At 70.6% G+C, this 20,699-nt stretch carries 18 protein-coding genes; 3 read left to right on the top strand and 15 right to left on the bottom strand.

Annotated elements, in window-relative coordinates; all coding sequences use genetic code 11:
* Positions 1–25 precede the first annotated feature (25 nt).
* From MUN74_RS16075 to MUN74_RS16065, 3 genes are read right to left on the bottom strand one after another with little or no spacing between them, the layout of a single operon-like run.
* Positions 26–508 (bottom strand): GNAT family acetyltransferase, encoded by a 483-nt coding sequence (locus MUN74_RS16075; protein ID WP_244853556.1) that lies wholly within the window; start codon positions 506–508, stop codon positions 26–28.
* Positions 505–1,620 (bottom strand): branched-chain amino acid aminotransferase, encoded by a 1,116-nt coding sequence (locus MUN74_RS16070; RefSeq protein WP_244853555.1) that lies wholly within the window; start codon positions 1,618–1,620, stop codon positions 505–507. Before MUN74_RS16070 ends, MUN74_RS16075 begins: the two co-directional genes overlap by 4 nt.
* A 39-nt stretch (positions 1,621–1,659) precedes the next feature.
* Entirely contained in the window at positions 1,660–2,727 is a 1,068-nt protein-coding gene (locus MUN74_RS16065; protein WP_244853553.1) for a 3-isopropylmalate dehydrogenase, read from the bottom strand.
* A gap of 135 nt (positions 2,728–2,862) precedes the next feature.
* Here MUN74_RS16065 and MUN74_RS16060 point away from each other — a divergent pair, with 135 nt between their 5' ends.
* On the top strand, positions 2,863–3,123 hold the full coding sequence (locus MUN74_RS16060; RefSeq protein ID WP_244853551.1) for a DUF6458 family protein: 261 nt from the start codon (positions 2,863–2,865) through the stop codon (positions 3,121–3,123).
* A 165-nt stretch (positions 3,124–3,288) separates the two neighbouring features.
* On the opposite strand, the gene MUN74_RS16055 is transcribed toward MUN74_RS16060, so the two are convergent.
* On the bottom strand, positions 3,289–4,938 hold the full coding sequence (locus tag MUN74_RS16055; RefSeq protein ID WP_244853549.1) for an MFS transporter: 1,650 nt from the start codon (positions 4,936–4,938) through the stop codon (positions 3,289–3,291).
* 113 nt (positions 4,939–5,051) lie between these two features.
* Between MUN74_RS16055 and MUN74_RS16050 the strand changes: the two genes are divergently transcribed.
* Positions 5,052–5,618 carry a TetR/AcrR family transcriptional regulator gene (locus MUN74_RS16050; protein ID WP_244853548.1) on the top strand — a complete coding sequence of 189 codons (567 nt, stop codon included), beginning with the start codon at positions 5,052–5,054 and terminating at the stop codon, positions 5,616–5,618.
* A gap of 194 nt (positions 5,619–5,812) precedes the next feature.
* Here MUN74_RS16050 and serA read toward each other — a convergent pair whose 3' ends face one another.
* From serA to MUN74_RS15995, 11 genes are all read right to left on the bottom strand, one after another.
* On the bottom strand, positions 5,813–7,402 hold the full coding sequence (gene serA / locus MUN74_RS16045) for a phosphoglycerate dehydrogenase (RefSeq protein ID WP_244853547.1): 1,590 nt from the start codon (positions 7,400–7,402) through the stop codon (positions 5,813–5,815).
* Between the two features lie 177 nt (positions 7,403–7,579).
* Positions 7,580–7,942, bottom strand: a complete 363-nt coding sequence (locus MUN74_RS16040) for a bacitracin resistance protein (RefSeq protein WP_244853546.1) — start codon at positions 7,940–7,942, stop codon at positions 7,580–7,582.
* The gene (locus MUN74_RS16035) at positions 7,939–8,427 is read right to left on the bottom strand and encodes a DNA polymerase III subunit gamma/tau (protein ID WP_244853545.1); all 489 of its coding nucleotides are present in this window, start codon (positions 8,425–8,427) and stop codon (positions 7,939–7,941) included. Before MUN74_RS16035 ends, MUN74_RS16040 begins: the two co-directional genes overlap by 4 nt.
* A 22-nt stretch (positions 8,428–8,449) precedes the next feature.
* Entirely contained in the window at positions 8,450–9,745 is a 1,296-nt protein-coding gene (locus MUN74_RS16030; RefSeq protein WP_244853544.1) for a hypothetical protein, read from the bottom strand.
* The gene (locus MUN74_RS16025; RefSeq protein WP_244853543.1) at positions 9,742–10,494 is read right to left on the bottom strand and encodes a copper homeostasis protein CutC; all 753 of its coding nucleotides are present in this window, start codon (positions 10,492–10,494) and stop codon (positions 9,742–9,744) included. The genes MUN74_RS16030 and MUN74_RS16025 overlap by 4 nt, the downstream gene beginning before the upstream one ends.
* Positions 10,495–10,652: 158 nt before the next feature.
* The gene (locus MUN74_RS16020) at positions 10,653–12,545 is read right to left on the bottom strand and encodes a bifunctional metallophosphatase/5'-nucleotidase (protein ID WP_244853542.1); all 1,893 of its coding nucleotides are present in this window, start codon (positions 12,543–12,545) and stop codon (positions 10,653–10,655) included.
* 175 nt (positions 12,546–12,720) lie between these two features.
* Positions 12,721–13,749 (bottom strand): ketol-acid reductoisomerase, encoded by a 1,029-nt coding sequence (ilvC, locus tag MUN74_RS16015; RefSeq protein ID WP_244853540.1) that lies wholly within the window; start codon positions 13,747–13,749, stop codon positions 12,721–12,723.
* Positions 13,750–13,815: 66 nt separating this feature from the next.
* Complete coding sequence (ilvN, locus tag MUN74_RS16010; protein ID WP_231430651.1) at positions 13,816–14,325, bottom strand: acetolactate synthase small subunit; 510 nt, start codon at positions 14,323–14,325, stop codon at positions 13,816–13,818.
* A gap of 2 nt (positions 14,326–14,327) precedes the next feature.
* The gene (locus tag MUN74_RS16005) at positions 14,328–16,130 is read right to left on the bottom strand and encodes an acetolactate synthase large subunit (RefSeq protein ID WP_244853538.1); all 1,803 of its coding nucleotides are present in this window, start codon (positions 16,128–16,130) and stop codon (positions 14,328–14,330) included.
* A 44-nt stretch (positions 16,131–16,174) separates the two neighbouring features.
* Positions 16,175–17,869 carry a dihydroxy-acid dehydratase gene (gene ilvD / locus MUN74_RS16000; RefSeq protein WP_244853537.1) on the bottom strand — a complete coding sequence of 565 codons (1,695 nt, stop codon included), beginning with the start codon at positions 17,867–17,869 and terminating at the stop codon, positions 16,175–16,177.
* Positions 17,870–17,878: 9 nt separating this feature from the next.
* Positions 17,879–20,125 (bottom strand): bifunctional alpha,alpha-trehalose-phosphate synthase (UDP-forming)/trehalose-phosphatase, encoded by a 2,247-nt coding sequence (locus MUN74_RS15995; protein ID WP_244853535.1) that lies wholly within the window; start codon positions 20,123–20,125, stop codon positions 17,879–17,881.
* A gap of 121 nt (positions 20,126–20,246) precedes the next feature.
* Between MUN74_RS15995 and MUN74_RS15990 the strand changes: the two genes are divergently transcribed.
* On the top strand, positions 20,247–20,657 hold the full coding sequence (locus MUN74_RS15990) for a RidA family protein (RefSeq protein ID WP_244853533.1): 411 nt from the start codon (positions 20,247–20,249) through the stop codon (positions 20,655–20,657).
* Positions 20,658–20,699: the final 42 nt, after the last annotated feature.

Raw genomic sequence — 20,699 nt, 5'->3', positions numbered from 1 at the left:
GTCGCTGCACTCCCCCTCGACCCGCTCAGGCGTCGGGGATCAGCCGCTTACCGAGGCTCACCGCGTCGTCGACGGCGTAGCCGAGCCGCTCGTAGAAGGCGATCACGTCGGTGTTCGAGCTGCGCACCTGCAGGTTGAGCTTCGGGCAGCCGCGCTCGACGAGTAGTCGTTCAGCCTCGGCCATGAGTGCACGCCCGAGACCCGTGCCGCGGGCAGGGTCGGCGACCGCGAGGTAGTTCACCCAGCCGCGATGCCCTTCGTAGCCGACCATCGCCGTGCCGACGAGCGCCCCGTCGCCGCCCACCGCCACGAGGAAGAGTTCGGGCTGCACCGTGAGCTTGCGCTCGATGTCGAGGTACGGGTCGTTCCAGGGCTTCACGAGCCCGGCCGCACGCCAGAGCGCGACCACAGCCTCGGTGTCGTCGACGGCGAACGGCCGGATCGAGATCGATCCGGCCGCCGCCGTGCCGTCGGAACCCGACGGCGTCCCAGCTGAAACCGTGGTCACGCGTCGAGCCGCACCATCCAGCCGTGGCGGTCTTCGACCCGGCCGTACTGGATGCCGGTGAGCTCGTCGCGCAACGACATGGCCAGCGACGTCGCGGCGTCACCCTCGTGCACGATCTCGAAGTCGTCGGCGAGCAGCTTGCCGATGGGCACGACGACCGCGGCGGTGCCGCACGCGAACGCGCCGATGATCTCGCCCGACTCGGCGCCCCGGCGCCACTCGTCGATCGAGATCTTGCGCTCCTCGACCTCGATGCCGCGATCGCGCGCGAGCTGCAGGATCGAGTCGCGCGTGATGCCCTCGAGGATCGAGTCGGACTCGGGGGTGAGCAGGCGACCGTCGCGGGTGACGAGCACGACGTTCATGCCGCCGAGCTCCTCGAGGTTGCGCTCGTCGTCGAGGAAGAGCACCTGCTGGCAGCCCTTCTCGTACGCCTCGGCCTGCGGCAGCAGGCTCGACGCGTAGTTGCCTCCGGTCTTCGCGGCACCGGTGCCGCCCTTGCCGGCGCGGGCGTAGTTCGTCGAGAGCCAGATGTTCACCGGCTGCACGCCGCCCGGGAAGTACGCTCCGGCCGGGCTCGCGATCAGGTAGTAGGCGACCTTCTTCGCGGGACGCACGCCGAGGAACGCCTCCTTGGCGAACATGAAGGGGCGCAGGTACAGGCTCGTCTCGTCGGCCGAGGGCACCCAGGAGCCGTCGACCGCGACGATCTGCCGGAGCGAGTCGAGGAAGATCGACTCGGGCAGCTCGGGCAGCGCGAGCCGGCGGGCCGAGCGCTGCATGCGCGCGGCGTTCGCCTGCGGGCGGAAGGTCTGGATCGAACCGTCGGCGTGACGGTACGCCTTCAGGCCCTCGAAGATCTCCTGCGCGTAGTGCAGCACGGCGGCCGCGGGGTCGAGCTGGATGGGCCCGTACGGCGAGACGCGCGGCCGGTGCCAGCCGCCCTTCTCGCTCCAGCAGACGTCGACCATGTGGTCGGTGAAGTGCTGGCCGAAGCCCGGCGCAGCGAGGATGGCCTCGCGCTCGGCGTCGGACTTGGCCTCGGGGTTGCGGATCGTCTGCCAGATGAGTCCGGCGGCGGTCGGGGCCTGGAGCGGAAGGTCGATGGTCATGGCGCCCTCTTTCAGAGATGCAGATACAGGATGCGGTTGCTACGAATTCGCGGGCACCGTCGCCGCGATGCGTGCGGCGATGCGGTCGCCGATCTCACTGGTGGATGCGGCGCCGTCGCGCTCGGCGACGTCGTCGGCGATCGCCCGTTCGACGCGGGTCGCGGCATCCGTCTCGCCGAGGTGGCGGAGCAGGAGCGCGACCGAGCCGATCGCGGCGGTGGGGTCGGCGATGCCCTTCCCGGCGATGTCAGGAGCCGAACCGTGAACCGGCTCGAACATGCTCGGGAACGTGCCGTCGGGGTTGATGTTGCCCGAGGCTGCGAGTCCGATGCCGCCGCTGATTGCGCCGGCCAGATCGGTGAGGATGTCGCCGAAGAGGTTGTCCGTGACGATGACATCGAATCTAGCAGGATCCGTCACCAGGAAGATCGTCGCGGCGTCGACGTGCAGGTAATCCACGGCGACGCCCGGGAACTCGGCGGCGACGGCGTCGACCGTGCGCTTCCACAGGGACCCGGCGAAGACGAGCACGTTCGTCTTGTGCACCAGGGTGAGCTTGTTGCGGCGGCGGGATGCCTCGGCGAATGCGAAGCGCACGACGCGCTCGACCCCGTAGGCGGTGTTGACCGAGACCTCGTTGGCGACCTCGGCGGGCGTGCCGACCCGGATCGCGCCGCCGTTGCCGACGTACGGCCCCTCGGTGCCCTCGCGCACGACGACGAAGTCGACGTCGCCGGGGTTCGCGAGGGGGCTGACGACGCCCGGGTAGAGCACGCTCGGGCGCAGGTTCACGTAGTGGTCGAGCTCGAAGCGCAGCCTCAGCAGCAGGCCGCGCTCGATGTTCGCGCCGGTCAGGCGCGGGTCGCCGGGCACGCCGCCGACCGCGCCGAGCAGGATCGCGTCGTGCGACTTGATGGCGTCGAGGTCGGCATCGGTGAGCACGTCGCCCGTCTCGAGGTAGCGCGCGGCGCCGAGTGAGAAGGGGGTCTGCTCGAACGCGAGGTCGCCTCCGGCCGTTGCAGCCTCGAGCACCTTGAGCGCCTCGGTGACGACCTCGGGGCCGATCCCGTCACCGGGAATGACCGCGAGCTTGACCGTACGTACCATGGATTCTCCTTCTCGCACCAGCCCCTCCAGCGTAGTGCCGTACCTCGCTACGCTCAGCCCTATGACGAGGTCTCGTCACCCGACGACACCTCAGTGACGCGGCGGCTGCCCCGGCCCCGCGGGAAGGAGGACGCCATGAGTCTCGGACTCGGAATCGTGCTGGTCGTCATCGGTGCGATCCTCACGTACGCCCTCAACATCACCGTCGACTGGATCGACCTGCAACTGGTCGGCTACATCCTGATGGCCGCGGGTGCGGTGATCATCGTGATCGGCATCATCCTGCTCGCCCGGCGTCGCAAGACGATCGCGACCGAGCACACGAGCGTCGACCCGGCGAGCGGCGACCGCGTGACACGGGCGGAGCGCTCGACGCCGGAGGACCCGGTGGTCTGACCCTGAGCTCTCGGATGCCGCGGAACCCGAGCCGCGGCATCCGAGACCGCCCGGAGGACCGAGGCGCGACCTCGACGGCTCGATCAGCACCGACGGCGCTGCGCCGACGGCACGTTCAGCCCCGATGGCGCGAGCAGCGCTGACGACGACGAGCTGCGCCGCCGGTCAGTCGTGCTGGGCGGGATTGCGCAGGGTGACGGCCGCGATCACGGCGGCGGCGACCATGAGGCCGACCCCGATCAACGAGGTCACGAGCACTCCGCCGTCGAACGCGACCGCGGCGGCGTGCATGAGCGCGTCGGCCTGCGCCGCAGGCAGTTCCGCGGCGACCGCCGCTGCACCCGCGAGGGTCTCGCGCGCGGCATCCGCCTGCGCCGCCGTCAGTGCAGCGGGCAGTTCGATCGCGCTCGCGTAGTGCGCCGCGATGATGCTGCCGAGCCCCGCCGTGCCGAGCACCGCCCCGAGCTCGTACGCCGTCTCGGAGACGGCCGATGCGGCACCCGCCTTGGCGGGCGGCGCGCTCGAGAGGATGAGCTCGTTCGACACGGTCTCGGCCATGCCGATTCCGATGCCGAGCATCGTGAACGCGACGATGACGGCACCGGTCGACCCGTCGGAGGCGCCGAACGCGACGACGAGGTAGCCGCCGGCCGAGAGGCTGAGCGCGGCGGGCACGAGCACCCGCGGGTGCACGCGACGTGCGATCGGCACGACGACGAGGCCCGAGATGATCATCGCGACGAGGCCCGGCAGGAGGGCGACGCCCGCCTCGACCGGCGAGAGCCCCGCGATGATCTGCAGGTGCTGCGAGACGAAGAACAGGAATCCGACGAGCGAGACGACGCTCAGCAGGTTCACGAGCACGGCGCCCCCGAACGGGCCGACCGTGAACAGGCGCACGTCGAGCATCGGGGCGTCGCTCGCGAGCTGGCGGCGCACGAAGAGGTAGCCGGCGACCAGGCCCACGGCGATGAACAGTGGCCCGATCGCGTCGACGCCCTCGGTCGCGATGTGCTTGATGCCGAACACGATGGGCGCCATCGTCGCGAGCGAGAGCAGGATGCTCCAGACGTCGATGCGGCCGGGGTTCGGGTCGCGGCTCTCGGTGATGAGCAGCGGTACGAGGATGAGCATCGGCACGAGCACCGGCACCGCGAGCAGGAACACCGAGCCCCAGGCGAAGTGCTCGAGCAGGAGTCCACCGACGAGGGGGCCGAACGCGCTGCCCGCGGCGAACGCCGACGCCCAGATCGCGATGGCGAGGCGACGCTGCTCGCGGTCGGTGAAGATCGAGCGCAGCAGCGAGAGCGTCGACGGCATGAGCATGGCGCCGAAGAAGCCGAGCGCGGCGCGAGCGGCGATGAGCAGCTCGGCGGTCGGTGCGAACGCGGCGCCGACCGAGACCGCGGCGAAGCCGATCGAGCCGATCATGAGCATGCGACGACGTCCCCAGCGGTCGCCCGCGCTGCCCATCGCGACGAGCAGTGCGGCGAGCACGAGCGGGTAGGCGTCGATGATCCAGAGCTGCTGCGCGGCGGTCGGCTCGAGGTCGCTCGAGATCTCGGGCAGCGCGAAGCTCAGCACCGTGTTGTCGATGGAGACGAGCAGCGCCGGCAGCATGAGCACGGCGAGCGCGAACCAGGCGCGGCGCGGGGCGCGGCCGGTGCTGCCGGTCTGGCCGGTGGCCTGGCGGGTCTGACTGGTCCGGCCGGCGCCACGATCGCGGGCGGCGGTCGTCGCGGCGGATGCCTCGGGCACGGCGCTGCGGCGGTCGGTCATGTGGTTCGGGGTCGGGGTGGCCGTCTGCTCGGTCATGGTTTCAACTCAGTTTCTATACCGTCTGGTTGGTATAGTAACTGATGACGCCCCGACTCCGCCAGTGCACTCGCCTCGCGCGCGACCGTCGCCGACTCAGGGAGAATGAAGCCATGGCCCGCCCACCCGCCGCCCGAGAGGCCGTGCTCGACGCCTTCGAGCGGCTCATCATCTCCGACGGCGAACGCGCCGCCACGATCGATGCGACCGCCCGCGCCGCCGGCGTCTCGAAGGGCGGCCTGCTCTACCACTTCGGCTCGAAGCAGGCGCTCGTGGCCGGGCTCGTCGAGCGGTTGCTGCGCCTCGTCGACGACGACCTGTCGCGCATCGACGACGCACCCGACGGGGCGATCTCGTACTTCCTGCGGTCGTCGCTCGACATCGAGACGCCGCTCGATCACACGTTCGTCGCGATCCTGCGACTGGCGCAGGGCGGCGACCGCGAGGCCGGCCGCGCACTCGACGAGGCAGAGACCCGCTGGCTCGCGAACCTCACCGGCCACGTCGGCGACCCGACGCTCGCCCTCGCCGTGACGCTCATGGGCGACGGGCTCTACCACCGGGCGGCGCTCCGCGCCGAGGCCCCCGACGTCGAACTCTCCGCGACCAGCACAGGCGCCGTCTCCCCCGAGCAGCTGGCGTCGCTCGTCGCGCTGCTCGAGCGCCTCGTCGCCCGCTGAGCCTGCGCGTCCCCTCGCTGCAGCTCGCGCGCGCCCTCGCTGACGTTTCGGGGGTGCTTTTGCGCAAGGTTCGACGCCCGAGCGGGTACTTCCTTGCGGGAAAGCACCCCCGCAACGACGGATGCCCCAGCGCAACGCCCGCGAAGGGCGCAGCGCCGAGGCATCCGCGATCAGACGGCGTCGCCGCCCGAGGACTACTCGGTGATGTCGATCTCGACGAAGAGCTTCGCGTCGATCGCCTCGCGCACCCGCTCGAGCACGTCGGCCGGAACCGGCGAGTCGACCGTGAGCACGCTGAGCGCCGAGCCGCCGGCCTCGCGACGGGCGATCTGCATGCCGGCGATGTTGATGCCGGCCTCGCCGAACTCCTGGCCGTAGACCGCGACGATGCCGGGGCGGTCGGTGTACTCCATGATGATGTGCGTCGTGGCGATCGGCACCTCGAGCTCGTAGCCGTTCACGCCGACGAGCTTCTCGGCCTGCTTCGGGCCGGTGAGGGTGCCCGACACCGACACCTGGGTGCCGTCGGCGAGTGCACCGCGCAGCGTGATGACGTTGCGGTACTCGGGGCTGTCGGCCTCGGTGATGAGGCGCACCTGCACGCCGCGCTGCTCGGCGAGGAGCGGCGCGTTGACGTACGACACGGTCTCGGAGACGACGTTCGTGAACACGCCCTTGAGCGCCGCGAGCTTCAGCACGCTCACGTCGTAGTCGACGAGCTCGCCGCGCACCTCGACGTCGAGGCTCGTGAGCGCACCGTGCGCGAGGCCCGAGAAGAGCTGGCCGAGCTTCTCGACGAGGGGGATGCCGGGGCGCACGTAGGGGTCGATGACACCGCCCGCGACGTTGACCGCGTCGGGCACGAGCTCGCCGGCGAGCGCGAGGCGCACCGACTTCGCGACCGAGATGCCCGCCTTCTCCTGGGCGTCGTCGGTCGACGCACCGAGGTGGGGGGTGACGATGAGGTTCGGCAGGCCGATGAGCGGCGACTCCTTCGGCGGCTCCTGCACGAAGACGTCGAGCGCGGCACCCGCGATCTCGCCCGAGACGAGCGCGTCGTGCAGCGCCTGCTCGTCGATGAGGCCGCCGCGGGCGACGTTCACGACGTAGGCGGTGTTCTTCATCTTCGCGAGCTGCTCGGTGCCGATCATGCCGAGGGTCTCTGGCGTGCGCGGCATGTGGATCGTGACGAAGTCGCTGCGCTCGAGCAGTTCGTCGAGCGAGACCGTCTGCACGCCGAGCTGCTGTGCGCGGGCGGCAGTGATGTACGGGTCGTACGCGATGACCTCCATGCCGAACGCCTGCAGGCGCGCGGTGATGAGGGCGCCGATGCGGCCGAGGCCGATGATGCCGACGGTCTTCTCGTAGAGCTCGGTGCCCGTGTACGACGAGCGCTTCCACTGCCCGGCAGACAGCGACGCGTGACCCGCGGGGATGTGGCGGGCGAGGCTCAGGATGTGGCCGATCGTGAGCTCGGCGGCCGAGATGATGTTCGAGGTCGGGGCGTTCACGACCATGACACCGGCGGTCGTGGCGGCCTTGACGTCGACGTTGTCGAGTCCGACGCCGGCACGTGCGACGACGCGCAGCTTGGGAGCGGCGGCGAGCGCCTCGGCGTCGACCTGGGTGGCCGAGCGGATGAGGATCGCCTCCGCGTCGGCGAGGGCCGACAGGAGGGCCGCGCGGTCGGTGCCGTCGACCTGACGGATCTCGAAGTCGGGCCCGAGGGCGTCGACGGTGGCGGGCGAGAGTTCTTCGGCGATCAGCACGACCGGCTTTGACACGAACGGTTCCTTCGGGGGCGTGCGCGACGAAGCGCGCGTGTGGGGTGCGCCTACGCCAGTGGGGGCGCCGTTACCCCGACAACCCTACTGGAGCATGACGCCGCATCACGTTCTGTGACGGCCCGCGACGGCGGGCGATCCGGCCGGGATGCCTCGGCCTGCGGCACGTTCTGTGCGTCAGCCGACCGAACCGAGTCGCAGCAGCACGACCACGAGGCTCAGGAAGAGCGCGCCCGACACGCACAGCCCGGTGAAGTAGAGCGCGACGCGGGCGAGCAGGCCACGCGAGCGCCCGAGCACGAACGCCGCCGCGAAGCACGCGAGCGGGGCGATCGCCGCGATGACGAGCACGACCCATTCGGCGACGCCGACCGGGATGCCGAACGACGCTGCCTGAGCGTAGACGGAGATGCTCTCGACGACCTCCCACACGTCGTACGCGTAGAAGAGTCCGAACACCACCGCGATCGTGACGTCGAGCCACATCGGCAGGCGGGGTGCCGGGGCGGATGCCTCGGGCGCGAGCTGCTCGGCGGTCACGCGGTCACCCCCAGCACGAAGGGCAGCGGCACGAGCACGACGGCACCGACCACGAGCCAGGCGAAGCGCGAACGGGTGGTGCGCGCGCCGCGCAGGGCGAGCGCGAACCAGCACGGCGCGGCGAGCACGGCGAGCCACAGTCCGAGCGAGTACATGGCATCGCTCACGACGCTCGTGCCGGGTGCCGAGGTGCGCACGGCCGTGATCAGCCAGCCGATCGTGTAGAGCAGGTAGACGCCGCCGAGCACCCCGAGCGCGACGAGTGCGACCGAGCCGGTCTGCGGCGCGGCATCCGCGTCGTCAGCGGTGGCCACCACCGCCGACTCGCCGCCGGCCACGTCGACCGTCTCCGACTGGTCGGCCCCGGCGGCCGAATCGGCCAGCGGAACGGGCTTGCCGACGGTCTTCCATCCGGGGGCGAGGGTGGGGTCGTCGTCGCCCTCCCAGCGCAGGGCGTCGTCGTCGGCATCGGGGTCGGGACGCATGGCTCCAGCCTAGTGGCGCGGTTCAGCCGGCGATGAGGCAACGGCCGTCGACGCGTGGCTTCGCGACGCCGAAGTCGAAGTCGACGGTCGCCGACTCAACGGCGCCGAGCTCCCCCGGCCCGAGCACGGGTTCGTCGTGGATGCGTCCGGGCTTCCCGAGCCCCACCGCATGCCACGCGGCCGCGATGCGGTCGGCCGCAGCGACGTTGGTCGCCGTCACCTCGCGGTCGTGCTCGTCGGTCGTCGTGTCGGTGATGACGCCCGTCGTGAACTCGCCCTCGATGCGCAGCATCACGCCGCCCTCGCACGGGTACTCGGCGACGGCGAGGGGCGGATCCGCGCTCCAGACGGCGTCGTCACCCGCCGCGGCGAGAGCCGACGACACGAGCAGCTCGAACTGCGCACGGCCCTCGTCGAGGGTCGGCCCTTCGGCATCGGGAGCCGGCTGCTCGGCGCCTCCGCTCGTACCGCCGGCGGCGCCCTCACCACCGTTCTCGTCACCGCCGCCCTGCCCGTCGGCGTACGGTGGCAGCGCCTCCGCGTCGGGCCTCGGCACGAACGTCTCGATCGGCGGCGCCACGAGCGCGATCGTGACCGCGGCGCTCGCGAGCAGCACGGCGGCGACCGTGCTCGCGACGGCGGCGACACGGGCGACGCGGCGGGGCGTGCAGCTCACGACGAGCGCACCCGCGAGCAGCACGACCATGGTCGCGATGCCGCCGAACTGCAGCGCGGCCAGCGCGACCGAGCGCGATGAGTCGAGCGTCGTGGTCGAGATCGCGAGCCCGCCCACGACGGCCGCGGACGCGCCGACCACGCCCGACGCCATCGCCGACGCGAGCAACGCCGCCCCCGCGGCATCCCGACCGGCTCGGAGGCCGCGCGACGGATTCGCCGCGACGATCGCGACGAGGGCGAGTGCCGCGAGCGCCGGGCCGCCGGCCCAGGTCAGGGCGCCGAGCACGTCGCTGCCGGCCCACGGCCGCAGCGCGTAGTCGACGACGGCGACGGCGGTGACGCCCGCGAGCGCCCCGAGCACGGTGCCGATTCGGCGGGCGCGGGCCGAACTCCAGAGCACGCTCCCGAGCCCCGCACCGGTTGCGGCCGCCCACGACGAGAGCACGAGGCCCGTCGCGAACGGCAGCGTGATGAAGAGGAAGAGCGGGTACGCGAGCGAGACGAAGACCGCGACGATCCCGACGACGGCCGCCCAGAACGTCGCGCGCGCGACGAGCCGCATCGCCTCGGCCGCCCTCACCGTGCGGGCGAGCGGCGCGAGCGCCTCCTCGCGCTCGTGGACCGCCGTCTGCGTCGTCATACGCCCGCGGTCGCCGCCAGTCGGGCCGCCTCGACGGCCGCCGCGACGAGCACGGCGTCGGTCTCGTCGAATCCGTCGACGCCGCCGCCCGGGCCGCTCGCTCCCCCGCGCAGCGCACGTCCGCGTGCCGACAGGTGCACGGCGTCGACGCCGGCCGCCGCAAGGGCCGCGATGTCGTCGACCTTGACGCCGCCGCCGGCCATGACCTCGAGCACGCCCGATGCCGCAGCCATCGCCTCGAGCGTCGCGAGGCCCGTGCGGCAGTCGGCGGCGCCACCCGAGGTGAGCACGCGTCGCACCCCGAGCCGGGCGAGCGCCGAGACCGCGGCACGCGGGTCACCGGCGGCATCGACCGCCCGGTGCACCGTGACGTCGGCCGCGCCCGCAGCCTCGACGAACCGGTGCACGGCCTCGACGTCGAGCTCGCCCGATTCCGCGAGCGCGCCGACCACGACGCCGTCGGCCCCTGCCGAGATCACCGCGCGGATGTCGCGCTCGATCGTCGCGAGCTCGTCGGCGTCGTACACGAACCCGCCGCCGCGCGGCCGTACGAGCACGTGCACGAACGACGGCGCCTGTGCCTCGGCCGCGAGCTGCACCGCCGACTCGACGAGCCCGATCGACGGGGTGAGCCCGCCGAGGTCGAGCGCCTGGCAGAGCTCGATGCGAGTGGCGCCTCCCGCGAGCGCGATGCGCGTGCCCGCGGCATCCTGAACGGCGATCTCGACGGGGAGCGGGTAGGCGACCATTCTCGACAGCGTAGCGGTCGCGCAGCCGCTCGGCTGTCGCTGCGCCGCGCACCGTTCGCGCGGTACGTCGCCGAACCTCAGCAACGCGACGGCGGCCCGCCCCGAGGCATCCATCCTCGGTGCGGGCCGCCGCGACACCCCTCAGGGTTGTGACCGTGTCAGGGGAACACCACGGGCACCCCGTTGCGCACGAGCCTCCAGTTCTCGACGTGGAACGTCGACGGGTCGATCGTGCCCTGTGCCGACGCGTACGCGACGATCGCCTCGCGGATCGCGACCTGCGCGTTGTACACGACCGGTGCCGACGCGATGTGCGGGAACCCGCCGCCGCCCGACTGCCGGTAGTTGTTGACCGCGACGACGAACTGCTTGTCGGGACCCACGATCTGCCCGTCGTAGACGAGGTCGGAGATGCGCTGACCGACCGGCTTCGAGATGTCGATCGTGTACTCGATGCCCGAGAACTGGTCGTAGTTGTAGTCGGGCGTGAACGCGGCCCGCGGCGTGGGCGCGTTCGTCCAGTCCTCGGGCTTCACCGGAGCATCGGGCGCGACCGTCTTGAAGTACTCCGCCGAGAACTCGAGGTACGCCTTCAGCTGCGCGCCGGTCAGCACCGAGGCCATGAGCGTGTTGTCGTAGATGTAGAGGCCCGCGACGTCCTTGATGGTCACCTCGCCCTTCGGGAAGCTCGCCGCCCGGTTGAACGGCGCCGCGATCGAGATGATCGGCAGGGATGCCTCTGGCGTGCCGGCGATCGCCGCCGCGACCGTCTCGACCTGCACCTTGTTGACGTAGTCGAGGATCGCCGTGTCCTTCCAGCAGGACTCGGCAGCGAGCATCTCTTCAGTCGAGATCGCGACCTTCGAGTGCATGTAGTCGACGACGGCGTCGTGCTGGTCGCGCACGAGCGCGACGAACTCGGGGTCGTCGACCACGGTGTTCGTGTTCATCGTCGTCGCGGAGTGCTTGTCGACCTTCCACTTGCCGCGCGAGTAGCTGATCTCGAGGTCGAAGACGCTGAGTCGCTGACCCCAGTTCTTCGGCTCGCTCATGATCACCTCGGCCCCGGTCACCTTGTTCGTGACGAGGCGCTGCGGGATCTCGAGGTGCGCGTGGCCGAACAGGATCACGTCGACGTCGGGCACCTGCTCGGCGACCAGTGCGGCCGCGTTCTCGACCGGGAGCTCGGACCCGTAGGTGGACTTTCCGCTGTCGCCCGAGTGGGCGCTGACGACGATGATGTGCGCGCCCTCGGCCTTCATCACCGGCACCCAGCGCTTGGCGGTCTCGACGAGGTCGAGCACCTCGACCTTGCCCGACACGTTCGCCTTGTCCCAGATGACGACGCCCGGGTTCGTGAGGCCGAGCACGCCGACCTTGACCGGCGGGTGCCCCTTGGCGACCTTCAGCTGCGTGATCGTGTACGGCGTGAACCGCGGCACCTTCGTGTCGGCGTGCACGGCGTTCGCGGCGAGCACCGGCGCGTCCATCTGCGAGATCCAGTTGTCGAGGAAGTCGAGCCCATAGTTGAACTCGTGGTTGCCGAGGGCGACGGCGTCGTACTCGAGGGCGTTCATCTGCGCCGCCATCGGGTGGGTCACCCCCGTCTCGGTGACGGGCTCCACGGTCGCGTAGTAGAAGCCGAGCGGCGTGCCCTGGATGGTGTCGCCCGCATCGAACAGGAGCGTGTTCTGGCGTCCGCGGACGGAGCGGATGTGCTTCACGAGGCTCGCGACGCGCGAGAGGCCGACCGCGTTCGTCGGCACGTCGGGCTTGCCGTCGTAGTAGACCGCGTCCTTGTAGTAGTCCCAGTTCACGACGTTCGCGTGCAGGTCGCTCGTGCCCATGATCGTGATCTTGGCCGTCGTGCCGTTCGTCGCGGCCGTCGCGGGGGCGGCCGACCATCCGGCCGCGGCGAGCGCGGTCGCCGCGCTCGCACCGATGAGGACGTTGCGTCGGGTGAAGCCGGAGTGCGTGTGCCCGACCGCGTCGTCGGGTTCTGCGCATGAGCACCAGCGGGGGACGGGTTCGTGATTCGAGTGATCGCTCATGGCACCGAATCCGACCACGTCGGGATGCCCCTGTGCAAGGGTTTGCAGTCGAATTCCTCGTGCTCATTCGCGCACGACGACGAACGGCCCGTTCCGGAGCGATTTCCGGAACGGGCCGTGTGAGGTTTCGAGACGCGTCGGGCTTCGCCCGGCGCTCCTCAACCAGCGAGTCGCGTCAGCGCGCGACCTCGCCGTCGACGTAGTCGTCGTCGTCCGACGAGTTCCACGCGAAGAGCTTGCGCAGGTCGCGACCGGTGGTCTCGATCGGGTGCTGCTCGCCCTTGGCGCGGAGCTCGAGGAACTCCTTCTGACCGTTGTCCTGGTCGGCGATGAAGCGCTTCGCGAAGGTGCCGTCCTGGATGTCGGCGAGGACCGCCTTCATGTTCTCCTTGACCGACGGGTCGATGACGCGGGGGCCTGAGACGTAGTCGCCGTACTCGGCCGTGTCGGAGACCGACCAGCGCTGCTTGGCGATGCCGCCCTCCCACATGAGGTCGACGATGAGCTTCAGCTCGTGGAGCACCTCGAAGTAGGCGATCTCGGGCTGGTAGCCGGCCTCGACGAGGGTCTCGAAGCCGTACTGCACGAGCTGCGAGGTGCCGCCGCAGAGCACGGCCTGCTCGCCGAACAGGTCGGTCTCGGTCTCTTCGGTGAAGGTCGTCTTGATGACGCCGGCGCGGGTGCCGCCGATGCCCTTGGCGTACGACTTCGCGAGCTCCCAGGCGGTGCCGGTCGCGTCCTGCTCGACGGCGATGATGTCGGGGATGCCGCGGCCAGCGACGAACTCGCGACGCACCGTGTGGCCGGGGGCCTTCGGCGCGACGAGGATGACGTCGACGCCCTCGGGCGCCTCGATGTAGCCGAAGCGGATGTTGAAGCCGTGGCCGAAGACGAGCGCGTTGCCCTCGACGAGGTTGTCGCGCACCGACTCGGCGTAGATGTGACGCTGGTACTGGTCGGGCGCGAGGATGACGACGACGTCGGCCCAGGCCGCGGCATCCGCGACGTTCTTGACCTCGAACCCGGCCTCTTCGGCCTTCTGGATCGACTTCGAGCCCTCCTTGAGGCCGATGACGACCTCGACGCCCGAGTCGCGCAGGTTCTGCGCGTGGGCGTGGCCCTGCGAGCCGTAGCCGATGACGGCGACCTTCTTGCCCTGGACGATCGAGAGGTCGGCGTCCTGGTCGTAATACATCTCAGCCATTGCTGTTTTCTCCTTGGTGTGGTGTTCGTGTCCGGGATGCCGCGGCGCCGGGCCGCGGCATCCGATTCAGTTCTTGAAGACGCGTTCGGTGATGCTCTTGCCGCCGCGGCCGATCGCGAGGAGGCCCGACTGGGCGATCTCCTTGATGCCGTACGGTTCGAGCACCTTGAGCAGCGCCTGGGTCTTGCCCGAGTCGCCGGTGACCTCGATCACGAGCGCGTCGGTCGAGACGTCGACGACGCGGGCGCGGAAGAGGTTGACCGCCTCGAGCACCTGCGAGCGGGTCGTGTTGTCGACGCGCACCTTGATCAGAAGGTGCTCACGCTGCACCGACTGGGCGGGGTCGAGCTCGACGATCTTGATGACGTTGACGAGCTTGTTGAGCTGCTTCGTCACCTGCTCGAGCGGCAGGTCCTCGACATCGACGACGACCGTGATGCGGCTGAGGCCGTCGATCTCGGAGTGGCCGACCGCGAGGGACTCGATGTTGAAGCCGCGACGGGCGAAGAGGCCCGCGACGCGGGTCAGGAGGCCGGGCTTGTCCTCGACGAGGAGCGAGAGCACGTGGGTCGACATGGTCAGTCCTCCTCGCTGAACGCCGGCGCGTGGTCGCGCGCGTACTGGATGTAGCTGTTCGACACGCCCTGCGGCACCATCGGCCACACCATCGCGTCGGCCGAGACGACGAAGTCGATCACGACCGGGCGGTCGTTCGTCTCGAGCGCGAGCTTGATGGCATCGTCGACCTCCTCCTTCTTCGTGACGCGGATGCCGAGGGCGCCGTACGCCTCGGCGAGCGTCACGAAGTCGGGGATGCGCACCGTGTCATGGCCGGTGTTGAGGTCGGTGTTCGAGTACCGGCCGTCGTAGAACAGGGTCTGCCACTGGCGCACCATGCCGAGCGACGAGTTGTTGATGACCGCGACCTTGATCGGGATGTCGTTCAGGGCGCACGTCGCGAGCTCCTGGTTCGTCATCTGGAAGCAGCCGTCGCCGTCGATCGCCCACACGTCGCGGTCGGGCTGGGCGACCTTCGCGCCCATCGCGGCCGGGACGGCGTAGCCCATCGTGCCGGCGCCGCCGGAGTTGAGCCACGAGTTCGGCCGCTCGTACTTGATGAACTGGGCGGCCCACATCTGGTGCTGGCCGACGCCCGCGGCGTAGACGCCCTCGGGGCCGGTCAGCTCGCCGATGCGCTCGATGACGTACTGCGGGGCGAGCAGCCCGTCGCTCGGCTCGGAGTAGCCGAGCGGGTACTCGTTGCGCAGGCCGTCGAGCGTCGCCCACCACTCGTCGAGGTCGGGCGTGGTCTCACGGATCGCGTCGCGGTAGGCGGCGCCGAGGTCGACGAGCACCTCCTTCAGGTCGCCCACGATCGGCACGTCGGCCGTGCGGATCTTCGAGATCTCGGCGGGGTCGATGTCGACGTGCACGACCTTCGCCTCGGGGGCGAAGAGCGCGGCCTTGCCGGTCACGCGGTCGTCGAACCGGGCGCCGAGGGCGACGATGAGGTCGCTCTCCTGGAGGGCGAGCACCGCGGGCACCGTGCCGTGCATGCCGGGCATGCCGAGGTGCTGCGGGTGCGAGTCGGGGAACGCGCCGCGGGCCATGAGGGTCGTCACGACTGGCGCCTTGGTGGCCTCGGCGAGCGCGAGCAGCTCCTCGGATGCGCGGCCGCGGATCACGCCGCCGCCGACGTAGAGCACCGGGCGCTTCGCGGCAGCGATGAGCTGTGCCGCGGCGGTGACCTGCTTGCCGTGGGCCTTCGTGATCGGGCGGTACCCGGGCAGGTCGACCTTCGGCGGCCAGCGGAACGGGAACTTCGCCTGCTGCGCGTCCTTCGTGATGTCGACGAGCACGGGGCCGGGGCGACCGGTCGTCGCGATGTGCACGGCGGCGGCGATCGTCGCCGGGATCTCCTCCGCGTTCTTCACGAGGAACGAGTGCTTCGTGATCGGCATCGTGATGCCGACGATGTCGGCTTCCTGGAAGGCGTCGGTGCCCATGAGCGTCGAGAACACCTGGCCGGTGATCGCGAGCAGCGGCACCGAGTCCATGTGGGCGTCGGCGATGGCGGTGACGAGGTTCGTCGCGCCGGGGCCCGAGGTCGCGATCGTGACGCCGAGCTTGCCGCTCGACGAGGCGTAGCCCTGCGCGGCGTGGCCACCGCCCTGTTCGTGGCGAACGAGGATGTGGCGGAGCTTCTTGCTCTCGAACAGCGGGTCGTAGACGGGGAGGATGGCCCCGCCGGGGAGTCCGAAGACGTCGGTGATCCCGAGCATCTCGAGCGAGCGGACGACCGCCTCGGCGCCCGTGATCTCCACGGGGGCTGCTGACGGCACGGCCGCAGGCGTCGGCACGGGGGTCGATTCCGTGGGCATGCGGTTCCTTACTGTGGACGGTGATTGCGAAGGATGCGCAGCACTCAGCCCGTCGTCGCGCCTTCGGCAGCGGAGCGCACGAGCTTGGAGTACTTCGCGAGGACGCCTCGGGTGTAGCGCGGGGGAAGCGGAGCCCAGCCGTCACGGCGGGCAGCCAGCTCGGCCTCGTCGACAAGTAGGTCGATGGACCGGGCTGCGATATCGACCCGAATCAGATCACCATCGCGCACGAGAGCAATCGGACCTGCGTCGACTGCTTCGGGTGCCAGATGGCCGATGCACAGGCCGGTTGTGCCGCCTGAGAATCGACCGTCCGTCAAGAGTAGTACATCTTTTCCGAGCCCGGCGCCCTTGATGGCCGCGGTGATGGCGAGCATCTCGCGCATGCCGGGGCCGCCCTTGGGGCCCTCGTAGCGGATCACCACGACGTCGCCGTGCTTGATCTCGCCGTTCGTGAGCGCGTCCATCGCGCCGCGCTCGCGCTCGAACACGCGCGCGGGCCCCTCGAACACGGCGGCGTCGAAGCCGGCCGTCTTCACGACGGCGCCCTCGGGCGCGAGCGTGCCGTGCAGGATCGTGAGGCCGCCGGTCTCGTGGATCGGGTCGTCGAGCGTGTGCAGCACCTCGCCGTCGAGCGGCGGCAGGTCGAGCTCTTCGAGGTTCTCGGCCATGGTCTTGCCCGTGACGGTGAGCACGTCACCGTGCAGGAGGCCCGCGTCGAGCAGGGCCTTCATGAGCACGGGCACTCCGCCGCGGCGGTCGACGTCGTTCATGACGTACTTGCCGAACGGCTTGAGGTCGCCGATGTGGGGCACCTTGGAGCCGATGCGGTTGAAGTCGTCGAGCGTGAGGTCGACCTCGGCCTCGCGCGCGATCGCGAGCAGGTGCAGCACGATGTTCGTCGAGCCGCCGAGCGCCATGCCCACCGCGATGGCGTTCTCGAACGCCTTCTTCGTGAGGATCTGGCGGGCGGTGATGCCCTTGTTGAGGAGGTTGACGACGGCCTCTCCCGAGCGGTGGGCGTAGTAGTCGCGCCGGCGGTCGGCCGACGCGGGCGACGCCGAGCCGGGCAGCGAGAGGCCGAGGGCCTCGGCGACGGAGGCCATCGTGTTGGCGGTGTACATGCCGCCGCAGGCGCCCTCGCCGGGCGCGAAGGCGCACTCGATGCGCTTGGCGTCGGCCTCGCTCATCGTGCCGGCCTTGACCGCGCCGACGGCCTCGAACGAGTCGATGATCGTGATGTCCTTCTCGGTGCCGTCGGAGAGGCGCACCCAGCCGGGCGCGATCGAGCCTGCGTAGAGGAAGACGCTCGCGAGGTCGAGGCGGGCGGCAGCCATGAGCATGCCCGGGATCGACTTGTCACAACCCGCGAGCAGCACCGAGCCGTCGAGGCGCTCGGCCTGCATGACGACCTCGACCGAGTCGGCGATGACCTCGCGCGACACGAGCGAGAAGTGCATGCCCTCGTGGCCCATCGAGATGCCGTCGGAGACGGAGACGGTGCCGAACTGCAGCGGGTAGCCGCCGCCGCCGTGCACGCCCTCTTTCGCGGCCTGTGCGAGGCGGCCGAGTGAGAGGTTGCAGGGGGTGATCTCGTTCCACGAGCTCGCGATGCCGATCTGCGGCTTGTCCCAGTCGGCATCGCCCATGCCGACGGCTCGGAGCATGCCCCGGCTCGTCATGGCCTCGATGCCATCGGTGACGGTACGACTACGCGGTTTGGGATCGAACTCCGACATGCATCGAGTCTATGGCCAGCGGGATACGCCGTTACGCGCGACGTCGCGCTCATCGGCGAGGCGCTCGAGCAGCAGCGCGACGTCCTCGGGGCTGCGCACGCGGTACGCCGCGAGCGACTTGCCCTGGCCCACCTTCACGCCCAGGTCGTCGTTCTCGAGGGCCGCGAACGCGTCTTCGTCGGTCACGTCGTCGCCGACGTAGACGACGGCGCTCGCGCCCGCGTGCTGGCGGAGCCGCGTGAGCGCCTCTCCCTTGTCGCTCGGTCGCACCGAGAACTCGAGCACGTTCTTGCCAGCCCGCACGGTGAGCTCCGGCAGCTCGGACGCGACCCGTTCGCGCACGCTGCGCTGGAGCTCGGCCGCCTGCGCCTGGTCGACCCGGCGGGTGTGCAGTGCGAGACCGGCCGGCTTCCACTCGACCCATGCACCGTCGACCGAGGACGCGGACTCCTCGAGCACGCGCGTGAGTTGCTGCAGCTCGGCGAGCTCGCCGTCGCGGAGGTCGATCGTGACGCCACCGCCGTCGAGCTGGAGTTCGACGCCGTGCGAACCGCTGAGCAGCGCCCCGTGGGGCGGGTCCGCGACCGTGCGGAGGCTCTCGAGCGCTCGGCCCGACACGATCGCCACGCGCGTGTCGTCGGCCGCCGCAAGCCGTTCGATCGCCGCCCGTGCCCGCCCGGTCGCACGGGCGTCCTCGGGCCGGTCGACGAGGGGCGCGAGCGTGCCGTCGAAGTCGAGTGCGACGAGCAGGCGCTCCGTCGAGGCGATGCGGCGCAGGCCCGCCACGAGCGCATCAGGCACGCCCGGCGCGATGATCCCGGCGCCCGTCAGCGTCTTGAGGAACGTCGCCGACCAGTTCGCCACGTCGTTGTCGCGCACGCGCTTGCGCAGGGCTCGCATGCGCCGGGCGCGTTCGCGCCGCGGCATCGACGCGGCCTCGACCATCGCGTCCTTGAGGCCCTCGATGTCGTGCGGGTTCACCAGGATCGCCTGACGCAGTTCGTCGCTCGCGCCGGTGAACTCGCTGAGCAGCAACGCGCCGTCCTCGTCGAACCGGCAGGCGACGTACTCCTTCGCGACGAGGTTCATGCCGTCGCGGAGTGCGGTGACGAGCATGACGTCGGCGGCGAGGTAGAGCGCGACCATCTCCTCGCGCGGGTAGCCGTGATGGAGGTAGGCGATGGCCTGGTGGCCGAGCGTCGAGTGGTCGCCGTTGAGGCGACCGACCATGAGCTCGATCTCGTCGCGCAGCTGACGGTACGTCTCGACGCGTTCGCGCGAGGGGCTCGCGACCTGCACGAGCGTCGCCTGCTCGACCGAGAGGCGCCCGTCGCGCAGCAATTCGCCGAACGCCTTCAGCCGGTGCCGGATGCCCTTGGTGTAGTCGAGGCGGTCGACGCCGAGCATGATCGTCTCGGGGTTGCCGAGGCTCTCGCGGATCTCGCGCGCCCGGGCCTGGACCTCGGGGCGCCGGGCGATCTCCTCGAAGCCGGCCGCGTCGATCGAGATCGGGAAGTGCCGGGCGACCACGTGCCGCACCTCGCCGTCGTCGGCCGGCACCTCGATCAGGGTGCCGCGCGTCGTGTAGCCGAACAGCCGCCGCACCGCCCGCGAGAAGTTGCCCGCGTCGGCCGCCCGCTGGAAGCCGATGACGTCGGCACCGAGCAGGCCGTCGACGACCTGGCGGCGCCACGGCAGCTGCGAGTAGATGCCGTACGCCGGGAACGGGATGTGGTTGAAGAACCCGATCACGAGGTCGGGTCGGCTCTCGCGCAGCATCTTCGGCACGAGTTGCAGCTGGTAGTCCTGCACCCAGACCACCGCACCCGGCGCGGCCGCCCGGGCTGCGGCTTCGGCGAACCGGCGGTTGACGCGCACGTACGCGTCCCACCACTCGCGGTGGAAGGAGGGCGGCGCGATGACGTCGTGGTAGAGCGGCCAGAGGGTGTCGTTCGAGAATCCCTCGTAGTACTCCTCGAGCTCCGACTCGCTGAGCGGAACGGGGATGATCGAGATGCCGTCGTTGTCGAACGGTTCGAACTCGCGGTCGGCGACGCCGGCCCAGCCGATCCACGCGCCGTCGGCGGCCCGCATGACCGGCTCGAGGGCGGTCACGAGCCCGCCCGGCGAGCTCTTCCACTGCGTCTCGCCGTCGGGTCCGGCCTGGTAGTCGACGGGCAGCCGGTTGGAGACCACGATCATGTCGTAGGCGGCGTCGACGTAGAGGTCGTCGCGTGCTGGTTCGGGGGCGTTCATAGAGCGGATGTCCCTCCTCGCGCTCCCCTCAGGCTATCGGTTCGGGCTCCGCGACGACCGCCGTCGGGTTCCGTGCGTAACACGTGGGCGCCGTGTCGGCGGCTCGTGGCAGTCTCACGGCATGGACATCCAACGCCTTCAACCCGCAGGGCTCGTCGTCAGCCCGGCCTTCAGCCACGTCGCGATCGTGCCGCCCGGTGCGACGACCGTCTATCTCGGCGGCCAGAACGGCGTCGACGAGTCGGGGGCGGTCGTCTCGGGCGACATCGCCGAGCAGGCGGTGCGCACGATGGACAATGCGAGCGTCGCACTCGCCGCGGCGGGTGCGTCGCTCGCCGACGTCGTGCAGTGGACCGTGCTCTTCGTCGAGGGCGCCGACCTGCGCGCCGCCTACGGCGCGATCGCACCGCGCCTCGCGACGGGTGGCGCACCGCCGCTCGTGACCGCGGCGACGGTCGCAGGACTCGGCGTGCCGGGCGCCCTCATCGAGGTGAGCGCGATCGCGGCACTGCCCGCATCGTCGGTCGAGTAGCGACGAAGGCGGTGGGTTGAGGAGGCGCGCCAGCGCCGTCTC

The sequence above is a fragment of the Agromyces sp. H17E-10 genome (assembly GCF_022919715.1).
Classification (GTDB): domain Bacteria; phylum Actinomycetota; class Actinomycetes; order Actinomycetales; family Microbacteriaceae; genus Agromyces.
This window is presented reverse-complemented; position numbering and strand designations above follow the sequence as displayed.